The sequence below is a fragment of the Lentibacillus populi genome, from assembly GCA_014642895.1.
GTDB lineage: Bacteria > Bacillota > Bacilli > Bacillales > Amphibacillaceae > Lentibacillus_C > Lentibacillus_C populi.
Map to the genome: position 1 here is coordinate 14470 of BMJD01000025.1, position 16889 is coordinate 31358.

28 protein-coding genes are annotated in these 16889 nt (G+C 41.6%); all 28 read right to left on the minus strand.

The window, feature by feature from the left end:
* Positions 1–34 precede the first annotated feature (34 nt).
* Positions 35–679: an adenylate kinase gene (locus IEX12_RS14335; RefSeq protein ID WP_188725417.1), complete on the minus strand. Its 645-nt coding sequence runs from the start codon at positions 677–679 to the stop codon at positions 35–37.
* 37 nt (positions 680–716) lie between these two features.
* On the minus strand, positions 717–2006 hold the full coding sequence (gene secY, locus IEX12_RS14340; protein ID WP_088051844.1) for a preprotein translocase subunit SecY: 1290 nt from the start codon (positions 2004–2006) through the stop codon (positions 717–719).
* Positions 2006–2446, minus strand: a complete 441-nt coding sequence (gene rplO / locus IEX12_RS14345) for a 50S ribosomal protein L15 (protein ID WP_088051843.1) — start codon at positions 2444–2446, stop codon at positions 2006–2008. Before rplO ends, secY begins: the two co-directional genes overlap by 1 nt.
* A 30-nt stretch (positions 2447–2476) precedes the next feature.
* Positions 2477–2659 (minus strand): 50S ribosomal protein L30, encoded by a 183-nt coding sequence (gene rpmD / locus IEX12_RS14350; protein WP_088051842.1) that lies wholly within the window; start codon positions 2657–2659, stop codon positions 2477–2479.
* A gap of 13 nt (positions 2660–2672) precedes the next feature.
* Positions 2673–3176: a 30S ribosomal protein S5 gene (gene rpsE, locus IEX12_RS14355; RefSeq protein WP_088051841.1), complete on the minus strand. Its 504-nt coding sequence runs from the start codon at positions 3174–3176 to the stop codon at positions 2673–2675.
* Positions 3177–3196: 20 nt separating this feature from the next.
* Positions 3197–3559, minus strand: a complete 363-nt coding sequence (rplR, locus tag IEX12_RS14360; protein ID WP_088051840.1) for a 50S ribosomal protein L18 — start codon at positions 3557–3559, stop codon at positions 3197–3199.
* A 32-nt stretch (positions 3560–3591) separates the two neighbouring features.
* The gene (rplF, locus tag IEX12_RS14365) at positions 3592–4128 is read right to left on the minus strand and encodes a 50S ribosomal protein L6 (protein ID WP_088051839.1); all 537 of its coding nucleotides are present in this window, start codon (positions 4126–4128) and stop codon (positions 3592–3594) included.
* 31 nt (positions 4129–4159) lie between these two features.
* On the minus strand, positions 4160–4558 hold the full coding sequence (rpsH, locus tag IEX12_RS14370) for a 30S ribosomal protein S8 (protein WP_088051838.1): 399 nt from the start codon (positions 4556–4558) through the stop codon (positions 4160–4162).
* A 29-nt stretch (positions 4559–4587) separates the two neighbouring features.
* On the minus strand, positions 4588–4773 hold the full coding sequence (locus IEX12_RS14375; RefSeq protein WP_019375521.1) for a type Z 30S ribosomal protein S14: 186 nt from the start codon (positions 4771–4773) through the stop codon (positions 4588–4590).
* A 31-nt stretch (positions 4774–4804) separates the two neighbouring features.
* Positions 4805–5344: a 50S ribosomal protein L5 gene (rplE, locus tag IEX12_RS14380; protein ID WP_088051837.1), complete on the minus strand. Its 540-nt coding sequence runs from the start codon at positions 5342–5344 to the stop codon at positions 4805–4807.
* Between the two features lie 27 nt (positions 5345–5371).
* Positions 5372–5683: a 50S ribosomal protein L24 gene (gene rplX / locus IEX12_RS14385; protein WP_088051836.1), complete on the minus strand. Its 312-nt coding sequence runs from the start codon at positions 5681–5683 to the stop codon at positions 5372–5374.
* A 39-nt stretch (positions 5684–5722) separates the two neighbouring features.
* Positions 5723–6091, minus strand: coding sequence for a 50S ribosomal protein L14 (gene rplN, locus IEX12_RS14390; RefSeq protein ID WP_088051835.1), 369 nt, complete (start codon positions 6089–6091; stop codon positions 5723–5725).
* A gap of 45 nt (positions 6092–6136) precedes the next feature.
* Positions 6137–6400, minus strand: coding sequence for a 30S ribosomal protein S17 (rpsQ, locus tag IEX12_RS14395; RefSeq protein ID WP_088051834.1), 264 nt, complete (start codon positions 6398–6400; stop codon positions 6137–6139).
* A 29-nt stretch (positions 6401–6429) separates the two neighbouring features.
* On the minus strand, positions 6430–6630 hold the full coding sequence (gene rpmC / locus IEX12_RS14400) for a 50S ribosomal protein L29 (RefSeq protein WP_088051833.1): 201 nt from the start codon (positions 6628–6630) through the stop codon (positions 6430–6432).
* Positions 6620–7054 (minus strand): 50S ribosomal protein L16, encoded by a 435-nt coding sequence (gene rplP / locus IEX12_RS14405; protein WP_088051832.1) that lies wholly within the window; start codon positions 7052–7054, stop codon positions 6620–6622. The genes rpmC and rplP overlap by 11 nt, the downstream gene beginning before the upstream one ends.
* Positions 7055–7073: 19 nt before the next feature.
* Complete coding sequence (gene rpsC / locus IEX12_RS14410) at positions 7074–7715, minus strand: 30S ribosomal protein S3 (RefSeq protein ID WP_088051831.1); 642 nt, start codon at positions 7713–7715, stop codon at positions 7074–7076.
* 3 nt (positions 7716–7718) lie between these two features.
* Complete coding sequence (gene rplV, locus IEX12_RS14415; protein ID WP_088051830.1) at positions 7719–8060, minus strand: 50S ribosomal protein L22; 342 nt, start codon at positions 8058–8060, stop codon at positions 7719–7721.
* Positions 8061–8078: 18 nt separating this feature from the next.
* Positions 8079–8357 (minus strand): 30S ribosomal protein S19, encoded by a 279-nt coding sequence (gene rpsS, locus IEX12_RS14420; RefSeq protein ID WP_088051829.1) that lies wholly within the window; start codon positions 8355–8357, stop codon positions 8079–8081.
* Positions 8358–8414: 57 nt separating this feature from the next.
* On the minus strand, positions 8415–9245 hold the full coding sequence (gene rplB / locus IEX12_RS14425; RefSeq protein ID WP_088051828.1) for a 50S ribosomal protein L2: 831 nt from the start codon (positions 9243–9245) through the stop codon (positions 8415–8417).
* Between the two features lie 28 nt (positions 9246–9273).
* The gene (rplW, locus tag IEX12_RS14430) at positions 9274–9561 is read right to left on the minus strand and encodes a 50S ribosomal protein L23 (protein ID WP_088051827.1); all 288 of its coding nucleotides are present in this window, start codon (positions 9559–9561) and stop codon (positions 9274–9276) included.
* Positions 9561–10184 carry a 50S ribosomal protein L4 gene (rplD, locus tag IEX12_RS14435; RefSeq protein ID WP_088051826.1) on the minus strand — a complete coding sequence of 208 codons (624 nt, stop codon included), beginning with the start codon at positions 10182–10184 and terminating at the stop codon, positions 9561–9563. The genes rplW and rplD overlap by 1 nt, the downstream gene beginning before the upstream one ends.
* A 26-nt stretch (positions 10185–10210) precedes the next feature.
* A complete protein-coding gene (gene rplC / locus IEX12_RS14440; protein ID WP_088051825.1) occupies positions 10211–10840 on the minus strand; it encodes a 50S ribosomal protein L3 in 630 nt (209 codons plus the stop codon).
* Between the two features lie 30 nt (positions 10841–10870).
* The gene (gene rpsJ, locus IEX12_RS14445) at positions 10871–11179 is read right to left on the minus strand and encodes a 30S ribosomal protein S10 (RefSeq protein ID WP_088051824.1); all 309 of its coding nucleotides are present in this window, start codon (positions 11177–11179) and stop codon (positions 10871–10873) included.
* Between the two features lie 866 nt (positions 11180–12045).
* Positions 12046–13236, minus strand: a complete 1191-nt coding sequence (gene tuf, locus IEX12_RS14450) for an elongation factor Tu (RefSeq protein WP_088051823.1) — start codon at positions 13234–13236, stop codon at positions 12046–12048.
* 120 nt (positions 13237–13356) lie between these two features.
* Positions 13357–15435 carry an elongation factor G gene (fusA, locus tag IEX12_RS14455; RefSeq protein WP_155554882.1) on the minus strand — a complete coding sequence of 693 codons (2079 nt, stop codon included), beginning with the start codon at positions 15433–15435 and terminating at the stop codon, positions 13357–13359.
* A 39-nt stretch (positions 15436–15474) separates the two neighbouring features.
* On the minus strand, positions 15475–15945 hold the full coding sequence (gene rpsG, locus IEX12_RS14460) for a 30S ribosomal protein S7 (protein ID WP_088051821.1): 471 nt from the start codon (positions 15943–15945) through the stop codon (positions 15475–15477).
* Between the two features lie 44 nt (positions 15946–15989).
* Complete coding sequence (gene rpsL / locus IEX12_RS14465) at positions 15990–16403, minus strand: 30S ribosomal protein S12 (RefSeq protein ID WP_088051820.1); 414 nt, start codon at positions 16401–16403, stop codon at positions 15990–15992.
* A gap of 143 nt (positions 16404–16546) precedes the next feature.
* A complete protein-coding gene (locus tag IEX12_RS14470) occupies positions 16547–16801 on the minus strand; it encodes a 50S ribosomal protein L7ae-like protein (protein WP_155554881.1) in 255 nt (84 codons plus the stop codon).
* Positions 16802–16889 lie beyond the last annotated feature (88 nt).

Sequence of the window (16889 nt, forward strand, 5' to 3'; positions counted from 1 at the left end):
ACAGACAGAATTGCATCCATATAAGGCAGAATCCTTAATTTTCTATTGCCACTTGAATATCCTGGAAAACTTTATCAATTTCTTGATCCCCGTTTACCGTTACAAGGTTTCCTTTATCCTGATAATAATCTAAAAGTGGCATTGTTTGGTTGATACTAACATCTAAACGATTTTTCACCGTTTCGGCTTTATCATCATCCCGCTGGATTAAGGTAGAGCCATCCTTATCACATACTCCCGCTTGTTTCGGAGGATTAAAAAGCACATGATAAGTTGCACCACATGTCGGACATATTCTGCGACCAGTTAAACGTTCCATTAATTTTTCTTCTGGTACATCAACATGGACGACATGATCAATCGCCTTATTCATGTTCGTTAGCAGCGATTGCAGTGCCTCGGCTTGTGCAATTGTTCGTGGAAACCCATCTAATAGAAAACCATTTTCACAATCGTTTTTGCGCAAGCGCTCATCAACAATACCAATTGTAACATCATCCGGAACAAGTGCACCTTGATCCATAAATTCCTTTGCTTTTTTGCCAAGCTCTGTTCCTTCATTTATTGCTAAACGGAACATATCTCCTGTTGAGATATGAGGGATGTTGTATTTTTCAACAATTTTTTCTGCCTGTGTACCCTTACCAGCACCAGGAAGACCCATTAAAAGTAAATTCAACTGTTTTCCCCTCGCTCTCGGGCTGTGCAACAAGTTTTTACTTGATAAAACCTTTGTAGTGTCGTTTGACCAGCTGACTCTCCAGCTGCTTCATTGTTTGCAGTGCGACACCAACAACAATCAGTAAACTCGTACCGCCGATTTGTACTGCTGTAGGCAGGTTCCCAATTTTCCCTAGAATCATAGGTAAAACAGCAACAGCTGCCAGGAAGATCGATCCTACAAACGTAAGACGATACAACACACGGGTAAGATACGTTTCTGTCTTCTTTCCAGGTCTGATTCCTGGAATGTATCCCCCCTGCTTCTGCAAGTTCTCCGCCATTTGTTCCGGATTGACCTGCACAAACGAATAAAAATATGTGAACGCAATAATTAATACAACATAAATGATCATCCCAATTGGCTGGGTGTAATCAAAAATGTTTTCAACTGTTGTCGCGAACTTATTCTCGAATAATCCGGCAACGGTTCGGGGTGCCATAATAAATGCAATAGCAAATATTACCGGAATAACTCCCGCAGCATTTACTTTAAGTGGTAAATGTGTGGAATGTCCGCCTACTGGTGAACGATTGACAAGTTTTTTTGCATATTGAATTGGGATTTTGCGCAATGCTTGCTGGATAAAAATAACTCCAACCGTTACTGCAACGATAACCAATGCAATTAACACAACGATGACGATATTAATAAACAATTCATCACCAGGGTTATCGAAATACTGGATATACAGTTGTTTTACGCCATTCGGAACCGCGGCCACGATACCAGCAAAGATCAGGATGGAGATACCATTTCCTACACCGTTTGCCGTAATCTGTTCACCAAGCCACATTAAAAATGTCGTTCCGCTTGTAAGCACAACTGCAATGACAAGGAATGTCAGGATTCCGGGGTTGGAAATTAACTGCCCGCCGGCCATCGCATTAAATCCAATTGACATTGCAATCGCCTGAATGAATGCCAAGATAACTGTTCCATAACGGGTTATCTGGGCAAGCTTTTTGCGTCCCATTTCCCCTTGCTTTTTCCATTCAGCAAATTTAGGTACAACATCCATTTGAAGTAATTGCATAATAATGGAGGCGGTAATGTAAGGCATAATTCCCATTGCAAAGATGGAGAAATTTTGCAGTGCTCCGCCGCCAAATGTATTTAGAAACCCAAAAACATTTTGCTGGTTCATAAAATCAATTGCTTCTTTATTCGTATATGGCACAGGGATAAATGTACCGAGACGGAAGACGATTAACATCAATAATGTAAAAACGATTTTCCGTCTGATATCACCCACGCGCATAAAATTGGAGATTGTACGGAACATTAAATCACCTCGGTTTGACCGCCCGCTGCTTCAATAGCTTCTTTCGCTGAAGCAGAGAACTTATGAGCTTTTACTGTCAGTTTCTTTTCGATAGCACCTTTACCCAGCACCTTAATGCCAGCTTTCAGTTTGCTTACGACACCTTCTTCAAGTAATAGCTCAGGTGTAACTTCTGTGCCGTCTTCAAAACGATTTAATGCATCCAGATTTACAATAGCAAATTCTTTACGATTAATATTCGTAAAGCCGCGTTTCGGCAAGCTTTGGAATAATGGCATTTGGCCACCTTCAAAACCCGGACGTGTACCGCCGCCTGAACGTGCTTTTTGACCTTTTTGCCCTCTGCCGGAAGTTTTTCCGTTACCAGAAGACGTTCCGCGTCCTACACGATTCCTGCTTTTGCGAGTTCCTTCTGATGCTTTCAATTCATGAAGTTTCATGCGAGCACCTCCCTTTACGCTAATGTTTTATTAAACCTCTTTAACCGTTACAAGATGGGATACCTTATTAATCATTCCACGAACGGATGGGGTATCCTCCCGAACAACGGTTGACTGAATTTTTTTAAGTCCTAATGCTTGAACAGTTTGTTTTTGCCCTTCTGTTCGACCAATAACACTGCGCTTGAGGGTGATTTCTAATTTTTTAGACATAGTGTTTCCCTCCTTATCCTAACAGTTCTTCTACAGACTTTCCACGCAGTTTAGCAACTTCTTCCGCGCGTTTTAAGTTTGTTAGTCCATTTAAAGTAGCACGAATCATATTAATTGGTGTATTTGCTCCTAGTGATTTTGTTAAGATGTCACCAACACCCGCAAGCTCTAAGACAGCACGAACTGGTCCGCCGGAAATAACTCCAGTACCTTCAGTGGCTGGTTTCATTAGCACATTGCCAGAACCAAAACGTCCATTGATTTCGTGTGGGATTGTTGTGCCTACAATAGGTACTTCAATCAAGTTTTTCTTCGCATCGTCAACGGCTTTTTTAATCGCTTCTGGTACTTCCTGTGCTTTACCAGTACCAAAACCTACATGACCGTTTTTATCGCCAACCACTACTAATGCAGCAAAACGGAAACGGCGTCCACCTTTCACTACTTTTGCAACACGGTTGATTGTAACAACACGTTCTTCAAGATCTAATTTGTTCGGATCAATACTATTATGCATGTATGTCCCTCCTTTATCGATTAAAATTCAAGACCTGCATCTCTTGCAGCATCTGCCAAAGCTTTTACACGACCATGATAAAGGTAGCCTCCGCGATCAAACACAACTGATTTGAAACCTTTATCCTGAGCACGTTTTGCGATCAATTCACCAATTTGTTTAGCAGCTTCTACATTGCCGGAAGCTTCTAGTGTTAATTCCTTGTCTTTCGTAGAAGCACTTGCTAATGTAAGACCTTTTGTATCATCAATTAATTGTGCGTAAATGTGTTTATTTGAACGGTACACGTTTAGACGCGGGCGCTGTTCAGTTCCAAACAGTTTTTTACGAACTCGCATATGTCTTTTTTTGCGTACCACATTTTTGTCAGGCTTTGTGATCATTTAGGTCACTCCTTTCTCTACCCTAACTAACCTTACTTAGCAGTTTTACCTTCTTTACGACGTACATATTCACCTTCATAGCGAATACCTTTCCCTTTATACGGTTCAGGTGGTCTAATGGCTCTGATGTTTGAAGCAACAGCACCAACCAATTCCTTATCAATCCCTTTAACAGTCAATTGAGTGTTTTTAGGAACGTCAATTTCAATACCATCTTCGGGTTCGATTTCTACTGGATGGGAGTACCCTGCGCTAATCACAACTTTATTCCCTTGTTTTTGTGCACGATATCCAACCCCAATAATTTCGAGTTTCTTTTCAAATCCTTTCGAAACTCCTTCAACCATGTTGGCGATCAGGCTGCGGGTTGTTCCGTGTAATGCACGGTGATCCTTATGATCACTTGGTCGTTCAATTGTTATAACGTTATCCTCCATAACAATTTTCATATCACTATCGAAACTTCTGGCTAGTTCACCTTTTGGACCTTTTACTGTAACGGTATTTCCATCAAATTTAACTTCCACACCATCTGGAACTTGTATTGGCTTCAGTCCTATACGAGACATTCCATGCACCTCCTTAATTCAAAAATGTTCATTACCAGACATAGGCAATAACTTCGCCACCAACAGCTTGCGTGCGTGCTTCTTTGTCAGATAGCACACCTTTGGATGTTGATACGATTGCGATGCCTAAACCGTTTAGTACACGTGGCACTTCGTCTGCTTTTGCATAAACACGCAGCCCTGGTTTACTGATACGTTTGATACCTGTAATTACTCGTTCGCTATTTGCACCGTATTTAAGGAAAATACGCAATAGACCTTGTTTGTTATCTTCAATGAATTCATAATCACGCACGAATCCTTCACGTTTCAGGATATCAGCGATCTCTTTTTTTATTTTGGATGCTGGAAGCTCCAACTTTTCATGTTTTACCATGTTAGCATTACGAATACGAGTTAGCATATCTGCGATTGGATCTGTCATAACCATTACTCATTACCTCCTTCCCGAAACGGGGTTTACCAGCTTGCTTTTTTGACACCAGGAATTTGACCTTTATAGGCAAGTTCACGGAAACAAATACGGCATAATTTAAATTTACGAATTACAGAATGTGGACGGCCACAGCGCTCACAACGTGTGTATTCACGTACTTGATATTTTTGTGGACGTTTTTGTTTCGCAATCATTGATTTTTTAGCCACCATTTTCCCTCCTTTTATTAGCTCTTAAAGACTATTTTTGGAAAGGCATGCCTAGCTGAGCCAACAGTTCACGCGCTTCTTCATCGGTATTGGATGTTGTTACGATAACAATATCCATACCACGCACTTTGTTTACTTTGTCATAATTAATTTCTGGGAAAATCAGCTGTTCTTTTACACCTAATGTGTAGTTACCGCGGCCATCAAAAGCTTTTTTTGAGATTCCTCGGAAGTCACGTACACGTGGTAATGAAACCGCAATAAGCTTTTGCAGGAATTCATACATCCGTTCACCACGAAGCGTAACTTTTGTACCGATTGGCATTCCTTCACGGAGACGGAAGCCAGCGATTGATTTCTTGGCACGGGTTACCACCGGCTTTTGCCCAGAAATTAAAGCTAGTTCTTCAACTGCACTATCCAATGCTTTTGAGTTTGCAACTGCATCACCAACACCCATATTAATAACGATTTTTTCGATTGCTGGTACTTGCATGACGGATTCATAATTGAATTTATTCATCAAGGATGGTAATACTTCATCCTGATATTTTTGTTTAAGTTGATTCATCACGAGCGCCCTCCTTTCGCCTGCAAATTACTTATCTAACGCTTCACCGGATTTTTTAGCGATGCGGATCTTTTTGCCGTCACGTTCTTCATAGCCAACTCGAGTTGGTTCACCGGATTTAGGGTCGATTGGCATTACATTAGAAACATGAATTGGTGCTTCCTGATTGAGGATCCCACCTTGTGGATTATCTTGAGAAGGCTTGGCGTGTTTTTTAATCATGTTAATTCCTTCAACAAGTACACGTTCTTTTTTCGGATATGCTTCTAATATAGTACCTTGTTTTCCGCGGTCTTTACCGGAAATGACTTTTACTTTATCACCTTTTTTTACATGCATGCTTGACGCACCTCCTTGACAAGGCTTAACATTTTCGCTTTATAAAACTTCTGGAGCTAGAGATACGATTTTCATGAATTTTGCATCACGTAATTCACGAGCAACTGGTCCGAAGATACGTGTACCTCTTGGACTTTTGTCATCACGGATGATTACGGCAGCATTTTCATCAAAACGAATATACGATCCATCTTTGCGGCGCATACCTGATTTACTGCGAACAATAACAGCTTTAACCACTTCGCCTTTTTTAACAACGCCTCCTGGTGTTGCTTGTTTGACCGAGCAAACAATAACATCACCAATATTAGCCGTTTTACGTCCTGAACCGCCTAATACTTTAATTGCTAAAACTTCACGTGCACCAGAGTTATCTGCAACTTTTAAGCGAGTTTCTTGTTGAATCATACGCTTTTAGACCTCCCTTCGGAATACCTTCCGAGCGAACTTTAATTAGATAATAACCGCTTCTTCTACGACTTCAACTAAACGAAAACGTTTCGTAGCTGAAAGCGGACGAGTTTCCATGATGCGAACAATGTCACCCGTTTTTGCCTGGTTATTTTCATCATGTGTTTTGAATTTCTTCGAGTATTTAACACGCTTACCGTATAATTTGTGAAATTTATACGTTTCAACTAAAACAGTTATTGTTTTATCCATCTTATCTGATACAACACGGCCTGTGTATACTTTACGATTATTACGTTCTGTCATGCTTTAGGCTGCCTCCTCTCTTGTTTCAGTTAGTTATTTACGCTGATTTCACGTTGGCGTACAACTGTTTTCATACGCGCAATAGACTTTTTAACTTCACGGATTCGTGCAGTGTTTTCCAATTGTCCGGTTGCTAGTTGAAAGCGTAAATTAAATAATTCCTCTTTTAAAGCTTTCACTTTTTGTTCAATTTCGGCAGTGGTTAGTTCTCTGATTTCGTTAGCCTTCATTGATTTCACCACCAATTTCTTCACGTTTTACGAATTTTGTTCTAACCGGCAGTTTATGAGAAGCAAGACGCAATGCTTCACGTGCCACTTCTTCAGGTACACCAGCGATTTCAAACATGATCTTTCCTGGCTTCACTACAGCTACCCAGCCTTCAGGAGCACCTTTACCGGAACCCATTCTAACTTCAAGTGGCTTTTTCGTGTATGGTTTGTCTGGGAAAATTTTGATCCAAACTTTACCACCACGTTTCATGTAACGTGTCATAGCAATACGGGCTGCCTCGATTTGACGGCTTGTAATCCAAGAAGCATCAAGTGCTTGCAAACCATATTCACCGAATGTTACTGATGTTCCACCTTTTGCACGGCCTTTCATACGACCGGTATGTTGTCTGCGATATTTTACACGTTTAGGCATTAACATAATGCATCTGCCCCCTTCCTTATTTATTCGTTTTTGTTGGAAGGACCTCTCCACGATAAATCCACACTTTGACACCTAGTTTTCCATAAGTAGTGTCTGCTTCCGCTGTACCATAATCGATATCAGCACGCAATGTGTGCAGTGGTACGGTTCCTTCACTGTAATGTTCCGCACGAGCGATATCTGCACCGCCTAGACGTCCAGAAACTTGAGTTTTGATTCCTTTTGCTCCTCCACGTATCGCACGTTGAATTGCTTGTTTTTGCGCACGGCGGAAAGAGATACGGTTTTCTAATTGACGAGCAATATTTTCAGCAACCAATGTTGCATTCAAATCGACTTTTTTAATTTCAACAATGTTAATATGAACACGTTTGCCAGTCAAGCTGTTTAATGATTTGCGCAGAGCTTCTACTTCTGAACCGCCTTTTCCAATTACCATACCAGGTTTACCAGTATGAATTGTAATATTTACACGGTTTGCTGCACGTTCAATTTCGATAGAAGAAACAGCAGCTGTACGCAATCGATTTTCAAGATATTCTCTGATTTTAATATCTTCATGTAGTAAGTCTGCATAGTCTTTGCCAGCATACCATTTTGACTCCCAGTCACGAATGATACCGACACGAAGACCGGTTGGATTTACTTTTTGACCCACTGACTATCCCTCCTTCTTTTCTGTTAGAACCACTGTAATGTGGCTTGTGCGTTTGTTAATTTTGCTTGCGCGTCCTTGTGCACGTGGACGGAAACGTTTCAATGTAGCACCTTCGTTTACAAATGCTTCCGATACCACTAAATTATCAGTGTCCATCTCGTAGTTGTGTTCTGCGTTTGCAATTGCAGAGTTAAGAACCTTTTCTACGACTGGAGAAGCACCGCGCCTGGTGTGACGCAAAATTGCAATTGCCTCACCAACATTTTTTCCTCGAATTAAATCTATGACTAAACGTACTTTACGAGGAGCAATACGAACGGATTTCGCAACGGCTTTAGCTTGCATGTAGAGTGCCTCCTCTCATTAGCGTTTTGTTTTCTTATCATCGCCAGCGTGCCCTTTATACGTACGGGTTGGCGCGAATTCACCTAATTTATGTCCGACCATATCTTCTGTTATATAAACTGGAACATGTTTACGTCCGTCATAAACAGCAACTGTATGCCCAACAAAAGTAGGGAATATTGTGGAACGACGAGACCAAGTTTTTATTACTTGTTTTTTGTCATCCTCATTTAACTTCTCAATCTTTTTCATTAGATGGTCATCTGCAAAAGGTCCTTTTTTTAAGCTGCGACCCATGGATAAACCTCCTTTCGCAATTAAGAGACGGGGCTGTAGTTCCCGTCCATTATTCCGTTATTTTTTACGCTTACGAACGATAAATTTATCTGTCGGCTTATTGCGTTTACGCGTTTTATATCCAAGTGTAGGTTTACCCCAAGGTGACATTGGTGATTTACGGCCGATTGGCGCGCGTCCTTCACCACCACCATGCGGGTGATCGTTTGGATTCATAACAGATCCGCGTACAGTTGGGCGCTTGCCTAACCAGCGCGCACGACCTGCTTTACCAACACGGATAAGCTCATGTTCCAAGTTGCCGACTTGACCAATTGTTGCACGGCAAGTTGAAAGGACTAAACGAACTTCTCCGGAAGCTAAACGAACCAGGCTATACTTACCCTCACGACCAAGAATTTGTGCCTCAGCACCAGCAGATCTAGCTAATTGCCCACCGTTTCCTGGCTTTAATTCAATATTGTGAATTACGGTACCAACGGGAATATCTTGTAATGCGAGTGCATTTCCAAGTTTAATATCAGCATTTTTACCTGATTCCACTTGTTGTCCTACTTTAAGTCCTTTCGGAGCTAAAATATAACGTTTTTCCCCATCAGCATAATGAATTAATGCAATATTTGCAGTGCGGTTTGGATCATACTCAACAGTAGCAACGCGTCCTGGTATTCCATCTTTATCACGTTTGAAGTCAATAATCCGGTACTGACGCTTGTGACCACCGCCTTGATGACGAACAGTCAATTTCCCTTGGTTATTACGGCCACCACGTTTGTACAACGGGCTTAACAGGGATTTCTCTGGTTTGTCTGTCGTGATCTCGGCAAAATCCGATACTGACATATTACGTCGACCATTTGAAGTTGGTCTGAATTTTTTAATCGCCATCTTGTTTTCCCTCCTTCACTTAACTTTCTTAGCCTTCAAAGAAGTCTAGTTCTTTACTATCCTCTGAAAGCTGTACGATAGCTTTTTTGCGATTCGGACGGTATCCGCCATATCTGCCCATTCGCTTGAATTTACCTTTTTGATTCATTGTATTTACCTTTTCGACCTTCACTCCAAAAACAAGTTCAACAGCATCTTTGATCTCTGTTTTGTTTGCTTTGGGGCTTACCTCGAATGTATATTTTTTCTCAGCCATTAAGTCGGCAGAATTCTCCGTAATGACAGGGCGCTTAATAATATCACGTGGATCTTTCATTATGCAAGCACCTCCCCTGCTTTTTCAGCCGCATCCTTCGTCAGAATCAGCTTGTCATGCATAAGCAAGTCTAATACATTCACTTCTTCTACAGTAATTACTTTTACTGACTGAAGATTATTAGCTGAACGGATTACTGTTTCATCTTTTTCAGCAGTAACAATTAATGCTTTTGTGCCAACATTTAGTGCATCTAACATTTTAACTACTTCTTTTGTTTTAGGTGCATTGATTGCAATGCTGTCCAGAACTACCAGATTTTCTTCTTTAACTTTAGAAGACAATGCAGACTTAAGTGCCAAGCGACGAACCTTTTTCGGTAATTTATAACTGTAGCTGCGTGGTGTCGGGCCAAAGACTGTTCCGCCGCCTACCCATTGTGGTGAACGAATCGAACCTTGACGGGCACGGCCAGTTCCTTTTTGACGCCACGGTTTGCGACCACCGCCGCGTACTTCAGACCGATTTTTCACATCGTGCGTACCTTGTCTTATTGATGCACGCTGCATGACGACGGCTTCGTGTAATACGTGAGTGTTTGGTTCAATACCAAAAACAGAATCATTTAATTCCATATCTCCCGCTTGAGTACCGTCTTGTTTAAATAGTGCTACTTTAGGCATGACATATCCTCCCTTCGTATCTATGATTAGTTAGCCTTTATTGCACTCGTGACTTTTACGAATGATTTTTTTGCACCAGGAACATTTCCTTTAATTAATAATAGATTGCGTTCTGCATCTACTTTAACTACTTCAAGGTTTTGGATCGTTACTTGTTCGCCACCCATTTGGCCTGGCAGTTTTTTCCCTTTAAAAACTCGCATTGGATCAATATCACCCATTGCACCCGGGGCTCTATGGAAATGAGATCCGTGGCTCATTGGTCCGCGTTGTTGGTTGTGGCGTTTAATTACGCCTTGGAACCCTTTCCCTTTTGAAGTTCCAGTTACATCAATTTTATCGCCGGACTGAAATACTTCTACGCTAATTTCCTGACCTACTTCATATTCATCAGGATCCGCGTTACGGATTTCACGAACGTAGCGCTTAGGGGTTGTGTTTGCTTTTTCAGCATGACCTTTTTCCGCTTTATTTGTACGTGATTCCTTTTCATCAGCAAAACCGATCTGCAGTGCTTTATATCCATCATTTTCTAATGTTTTCTTTTGTAAGACTACGTTTGGCTCAGCCTGAATTACTGTTACAGGGATCAATTCTCCGTCCTCAGAAAAAAGCTGAGTCATGCCGATTTTACGACCTAAGATTCCTTTCGCCATCCGTTACACCTCCTATTTGTACATCCTTTATTATAGTTTAATTTCAATATCCACACCGGATGGTAAGTCAAGTCGCATTAACGAATCAACCGTTTGTGGTGTTGGATTAACAATGTCGATTAACCGTTTATGTGTGCGCATTTCAAATTGCTCACGTGAATCTTTGTATTTATGCACCGCACGCAACACCGTATAAACAGATTTTTCTGTAGGTAAAGGAACTGGACCGGAAACAGCTGCTCCAGAACGTTTCGCAGTATCTACAATTTTTTCTGCGGACTGATCCAAAATACGGTGATCATACGCCTTTAAACGGATTCTTATCTTCTCTTTTGCCATTATTTTCCCTCCTTTACGCCCATTTTATAATAGACATTCTCCGTGAAAATTTCTTAACCCACTCGCCATGGCAAAGGGGCCGGGTGTGTCAACAACCTTTCACATCATCGCCTTTTGTGACCAACGTTCTTATTATATAGAAAAAACGCGGCCAATGCAACCTTTTTTGGTAATATACTATCAGATTGCACATTTATGTATTATACAAACTTTTTCTAGTGATTGCAAGGGATCAGAGGATTTTTTTGTTGGGAAATTTGACGATTGGAAATTAGGACTCATTTGGTGCAGTTTGTTGTTATTGATATATTGCGACGTAAGGGAGGGTGATTTCCGATTAGGTATGTGCTGTTGCCGCCGTCCGGGATCACTCCGGGCGGATGCTTTCCGCGGGCACGGCCTCAGCCTCCTAGAGAAAACCACTCTGCGGGGTCTTCGGACTCGTGCTGTTTCCGCAGGAGTCACCGCCCTCCGCTCACCCGGACTGTTTTAGCTGTTCACACAAGAATTTCATTTATTACAATCGCTAATTATTGATGAACAAATACTATCCCAGCGGAGGAAAAACACGGAGACTCCTGTGGGAGCAGAGGCCTAGATGAGACCCCGCAGTGCGTCAGCACGAGGAGGCTCAAGGCTCATCAGCCCCCACGGAAAGCGCAGTGTTTTTCCGGAGCGGCCGTATGAGGCACTCGAAAATTTCATTACGTCGCAGTTTATATCAACTACAAATTAATATTCATTTCTTGAGAAAAGCAATAATCTTTTAGAGGACAACCAAAGATCAAATATTGTATGTTTAGGATAATTCCAGCAAAAAATAATGCAGGCAGCGTCGTCACGCTACCTGCATTTTACTAACACGATTATTTTTCAATTGTTGTTACTACGCCTGATCCAACAGTACGTCCGCCTTCACGGATAGAGAAACGAGTACCGTCTTCAATAGCGATTGGTGAAATAAGCTCAACAGTCATTTCGATGTTGTCACCAGGCATTACCATTTCTACTCCTTCTGGAAGTTGGATTACTCCAGTTACATCTGTTGTACGGAAGTAGAATTGTGGACGATAGTTTGCGAAGAATGGTGTATGACGTCCACCTTCTTCTTTTGATAATACATAAACTTCTGCTTTAAAGTTAGTATGCGGTGTAATCGAACCTGGTTTAGCTAACACTTGGCCACGATTGATGTCTTCACGGGATACACCACGTAAAAGTGCACCAATGTTGTCACCAGCTTCAGCATAGTCAAGCAGCTTACGGAACATTTCTACACCAGTTACCGTTGTTTTTCCTGGTGCTTCGTTAAGTCCGATAATTTCAACTTCGTCACCGACTTTAACTTGACCGCGTTCTACACGACCAGTTGCAACCGTACCACGTCCAGTGATTGAGAATACGTCCTCAACAGGCATCATGAATGGTTTGTCATTGTCACGTTCTGGTGTTGGGATGTATTCATCAACAGCATCCATTAATTCAAAAATTTTAGCTTCATAGTCTGCATCGCCTTCAAGCGCTTTTAGTGCAGAACCTTTAATTACCGGTACATCATCACCAGGGAAGTCATATTCAGTTAATAGATCACGAACTTCCATTTCAACCAATTCTAATAGTTCTTCATCGTCAACCATGTCACATTTGTTAAGGAATACTACGATTGCAGGTACCCCAACATTACGTGACAAGAGGATATGTTCACGAGTTTGTGGCATTGGGCCATCAGCAGCAGATACTACTAGAATAGCACCGTCCATTTGTGCAGCACCAGTGATCATGTTTTTAACATAGTCAGCGTGTCCTGGGCAGTCAACGTGCGCATAGTGACGAGTATCTGTTTCATATTCAACGTGAGATGTTGCGATTGTAATTCCACGTTCTTTTTCTTCTGGCGCACCGTCGATTTGATCATAAGCCATTGCAGTACCTTTACCAGATTTTTTGTGCAATGTAGTAGTGATTGCAGCAGTTAACGTCGTTTTACCATGGTCAACGTGACCGATTGTTCCAATGTTTACATGACTTTTCGAGCGATCGAATTTTTCTTTAGCCATTTATATTTCCTCCTTTAATTAAGTGAACGTTTTTAAGTATTTTTACAGCCGGGAAATAACATTGTATCGTTATTTCCTAGCCTTCACTAAAGTTATACTTTAGATTTATCAAAAAATCAATTATTCACCAGCATTTTTTTTGATAATTTCTTCCGAGATGCTTTTTGGTACCTCTTCATAATGATCAAAATGCATGGTGTATTGTCCACGGCCTTGTGTGTTTGAACGTAATGCTGTTGCATAACCAAACATTTCGGAAAGTGGTACAAATGCTTTAATCATTTGGACAGGTCCACGCGCTTCCATACCTTCCACGCGTCCACGGCGGGATGTGACGTCACCCATGATGTCACCCATGTATTCTTCAGGAATCGTAATTTCAACCTTCTCAATCGGCTCAAGAAGAACTGGCTGACATTTGTTTTTTGCTGCTTTCAGTGCCATTGAGGCAGCAATTTTAAATGCCATTTCGTTAGAGTCAACATCATGATAGCTTCCGTCAAACAATGATGCTTTTACATCAATTAACGGATAGCCAGCCAGCACACCGTTCTCCATCGCTTCTTTAACTCCCGCCTCAACGGCTGGAATGTATTCTCGCGGAACGACCCCACCAACAATTTTATTCTCAAATTCAAAGCCTGCTCCCTCTTCGTTTGGCTCAAATTTGATCCAAACATGTCCGTATTGTCCACGACCACCTGATTGCCGGATGAACTTACCTTCAACATCAGCGCCAGCACGGAAAGTTTCACGGTACGCAACTTGCGGAGCACCAACATTTGCTTCAACCTTGAATTCCCGTTTCAAACGGTCAACGATGATATCAAGGTGAAGTTCACCCATACCGGAAATAATTGTTTGACCGGTTTCAGCGTTTGTTTCCGTTTTAAATGTTGGATCTTCCTCAGCTAGTTTTCCAAGTGCAATTCCCATTTTATCCTGGTCAGCCTTTGTTTTAGGTTCGATGGCGACGGAGATAACCGGTTCCGGGAATTCCATTGATTCTAGGATTACCAAATCTTTTTCGTCACAAAGCGTATCCCCTGTTCCAGTATCTTTCAAACCAACTGCTGCAGCAATTTCACCGGAATAGACCGTTGAGATCTCTTGACGTGAATTGGCGTGCATTTGTAGAATACGTCCCACGCGTTCACGTTTGTCTTTTACAGAGTTTTTCACATATGAGCCCGAATCCAATGTACCCGAGTATACGCGGAAGAATGTTAACTTACCAACGTATGGATCTGTCATGACTTTAAATGCCAATGCTGAGAATGGCGCATTATCGTCTGATGGACGAGTTACTTTTTCCTCTGAATCTGGAAGGATCCCTTCAATCGGCGGTACATCTGTTGGTGCTGGCAGGTAATCAAGCACACCATCAAGCATTAATTGAACACCTTTATTCTTAAATGCTGAACCACAGAATACCGGGTAAAATTCAACAGCTAATGTTGCTTTACGAATTGCGGTTTTTAATTCATCATTAGAGATTTCTTCGCCTTCAAGATATTTCATCATTAAGTCTTCATCAATTTCTGATACAGCCTCAACTAATGAATCGCGAAGCTCTTCCGCCTTATCCTTATACTCCGCAGGAATCTCACGCGACTCAGCACGTGTACCTAAATCATCTTCATAATAATAGGCTTCCATTGCAATAAGGTCGATAATCCCTTCAAAATCGTCCTCTGCACCAATTGGCAGCTGAACCGGATGGGCATTTGCACCCAATCTGTCCTTTAGTGTGCCTGTAGAGTACAAGAAATCTGCACCGATTTTATCCATTTTATTAATAAACACAATACGTGGTACACCGTATGTTGTAGCTTGGCGCCACACTGTTTCTGTTTGTGGCTCAACACCTGATTGTGCATCAAGAACTGTTACTGCACCATCAAGTACACGCAATGAACGCTCAACTTCAACTGTAAAGTCTACGTGCCCCGGTGTATCGATAATGTTGATACGATGGTTTTTCCATTGGGCAGTTGTTGCCGCGGAAGTAATGGTAATTCCGCGTTCCTGCTCCTGTTCCATCCAGTCCATTTGGGAAGCACCTTCATGTGTTTCACCAATTTTATGAATACGTCCTGTGTAGAAAAGAATACGCTCTGTCGTTGTGGTTTTTCCTGCATCGATATGAGCCATAATACCAATATTGCGTGTCTTTTCCAAGGAGAACTCTCTTGCCATGTATTCTTCTCCTTCCTGTCTAAAACTTTTAGTAAGGTTTTACCAGCGATAGTGAGCAAATGCTCTGTTTGCTTCTGCCATCTTATGCATTTCTTCACGTTTTTTAACAGATGCACCAGTATTGTTTGATGCATCCAAAATTTCATTTGCAAGACGTTCTTCCATTGTTTTCTCTCCGCGCAGGCGTGAGTAGTTAACGATATAACGCAGCCCCAATGCTTGACGGCGTTCCGGACGTACTTCCATTGGTACCTGGTAGTTTGAGCCACCAACACGGCGTGCACGTACTTCAAGTACCGGCATAACGTTTTTCATCGCTTGTTCAAATACTTCCATTGCATTTTGCCCGCTTCGTTCACCAACAAGTTCAAATGCATTATAAAGAATCTTTTGTGCTTTCCCCCGTTTTCCGTCAACCATAATTTGATTGATTAAACGAGTTACTAATTTTGATTTGTATAGTGGATCCGGCAAGACATCGCGTTTAGGTACTGGTCCTTTACGTGGCATATGTCCCCCTCCTTTCCTGAATCTGCATCTCTCTATCATGCTGTTTATTTTTTCGGTTTTTTCGTGCCGTATTTAGAACGTCCTTGTGCACGTCCTTCAACACCTGCAGTATCAAGTGCACCACGAACAATATGGTAACGAACACCTGGCAAGTCTTTTACACGACCACCACGAATTAGTACAACACTATGCTCTTGCAGGTTGTGCCCAATTCCTGGAATGTATGCAGTTACTTCAATGTTGTTTGATAAACGAACACGTGCATATTTACGAAGCGCCGAGTTCGGTTTCTTTGGTGTTAATGTACCAACACGAGTGCATACACCACGTTTTTGTGGAGATGATTGATCTGTCAAAGATTTTTTAAAGCTATTATATCCTTTGTTAAGTGCTGGTGAGTCAGATTGTTTTGTCTTGCTCACACGGCCTTTGCGTACAAGCTGATTAATTGTTGGCATATTTTTTCCTCCTTTCCAAGTACGATCTGAGTAAAAATAGATCATGAAAACCACCAATGTTCGTGTATTCCGTAATACCACATATCCAGGTGGTTCATTTTTTAGCAAAAAACAAAGCTTTCGTGAGGGGCCCCTCACCAAAACTAATCTCGTTTAATTGCTACGGTCGATGCACCGACATCTATTCCGCAAGCTGTCCCAAGTTTTTTCATCGAATCTACACGCTCGACGGGAATACCAAGTTCCTCAGCAACATTCACCACATTTTGTGTCATGTGCTGATCTGCATCATTTGCAATAAGCACTTCACTTATGGTGCCATTTCTCATGGCTTTAAGCGTCTGCTTTACACCGATTATTAAGCGTGATCGAACCTGAGTTACTTTTTCATAAGACATCCATATATCCTCCAAAGCAAACAAGTATAATCGGAAGCACCTTGAATATATTATCATTGTCTTTTTTTAATGTCAACAACATTAACAA

Coding starts and splice junctions, on each gene's coding strand:
- secY (WP_088051844.1), bottom strand. CDS start 2,006: ATGTTCCGTACAATCTCCAATTTTATGCGCGTGGGTGATATCAGACGG.
- rplO (WP_088051843.1), bottom strand. CDS start 2,446: ATGAAACTTCATGAATTGAAAGCATCAGAAGGAACTCGCAAAAGCAGG.
- rpmD (WP_088051842.1), bottom strand. CDS start 2,659: ATGTCTAAAAAATTAGAAATCACCCTCAAGCGCAGTGTTATTGGTCGA.
- rpsE (WP_088051841.1), bottom strand. CDS start 3,176: ATGCATAATAGTATTGATCCGAACAAATTAGATCTTGAAGAACGTGTT.
- rplR (WP_088051840.1), bottom strand. CDS start 3,559: ATGATCACAAAGCCTGACAAAAATGTGGTACGCAAAAAAAGACATATG.
- rplF (WP_088051839.1), bottom strand. CDS start 4,128: ATGTCTCGTATAGGACTGAAGCCAATACAAGTTCCAGATGGTGTGGAA.
- rpsH (WP_088051838.1), bottom strand. CDS start 4,558: ATGGTTATGACAGATCCAATCGCAGATATGCTAACTCGTATTCGTAAT.
- rplE (WP_088051837.1), bottom strand. CDS start 5,344: ATGAATCAACTTAAACAAAAATATCAGGATGAAGTATTACCATCCTTG.
- rplX (WP_088051836.1), bottom strand. CDS start 5,683: ATGCATGTAAAAAAAGGTGATAAAGTAAAAGTCATTTCCGGTAAAGAC.
- rplN (WP_088051835.1), bottom strand. CDS start 6,091: ATGATTCAACAAGAAACTCGCTTAAAAGTTGCAGATAACTCTGGTGCA.
- rpsQ (WP_088051834.1), bottom strand. CDS start 6,400: ATGACAGAACGTAATAATCGTAAAGTATACACAGGCCGTGTTGTATCA.
- rpmC (WP_088051833.1), bottom strand. CDS start 6,630: ATGAAGGCTAACGAAATCAGAGAACTAACCACTGCCGAAATTGAACAA.
- rplP (WP_088051832.1), bottom strand. CDS start 7,054: ATGTTAATGCCTAAACGTGTAAAATATCGCAGACAACATACCGGTCGT.
- rplV (WP_088051830.1), bottom strand. CDS start 8,060: ATGCAAGCTAAAGCCGTTGCGAAATCCGTTCGTATTGCTCCTCGTAAA.
- rpsS (WP_088051829.1), bottom strand. CDS start 8,357: ATGGGTCGCAGCTTAAAAAAAGGACCTTTTGCAGATGACCATCTAATG.
- rplB (WP_088051828.1), bottom strand. CDS start 9,245: ATGGCGATTAAAAAATTCAGACCAACTTCAAATGGTCGACGTAATATG.
- rplW (WP_088051827.1), bottom strand. CDS start 9,561: ATGAAAGATCCACGTGATATTATTAAGCGCCCTGTCATTACGGAGAAT.
- rplD (WP_088051826.1), bottom strand. CDS start 10,184: ATGCCTAAAGTAGCACTATTTAAACAAGACGGTACTCAAGCGGGAGAT.
- rplC (WP_088051825.1), bottom strand. CDS start 10,840: ATGGCGAAAGGAATCTTAGGTCGTAAAATCGGCATGACTCAGCTTTTT.
- rpsJ (WP_088051824.1), bottom strand. CDS start 11,179: ATGGCAAAAGAGAAGATAAGAATCCGTTTAAAGGCGTATGATCACCGT.
- tuf (WP_088051823.1), bottom strand. CDS start 13,236: ATGGCTAAAGAAAAATTCGATCGCTCGAAAAGTCATGTAAACATTGGA.
- fusA (WP_155554882.1), bottom strand. CDS start 15,435: ATGGCAAGAGAGTTCTCCTTGGAAAAGACACGCAATATTGGTATTATG.
- rpsG (WP_088051821.1), bottom strand. CDS start 15,945: ATGCCACGTAAAGGACCAGTACCTAAACGCGATGTCTTGCCGGATCCA.
- rpsL (WP_088051820.1), bottom strand. CDS start 16,403: ATGCCAACAATTAATCAGCTTGTACGCAAAGGCCGTGTGAGCAAGACA.
- IEX12_RS14470 (WP_155554881.1), bottom strand. CDS start 16,801: ATGTCTTATGAAAAAGTAACTCAGGTTCGATCACGCTTAATAATCGGT.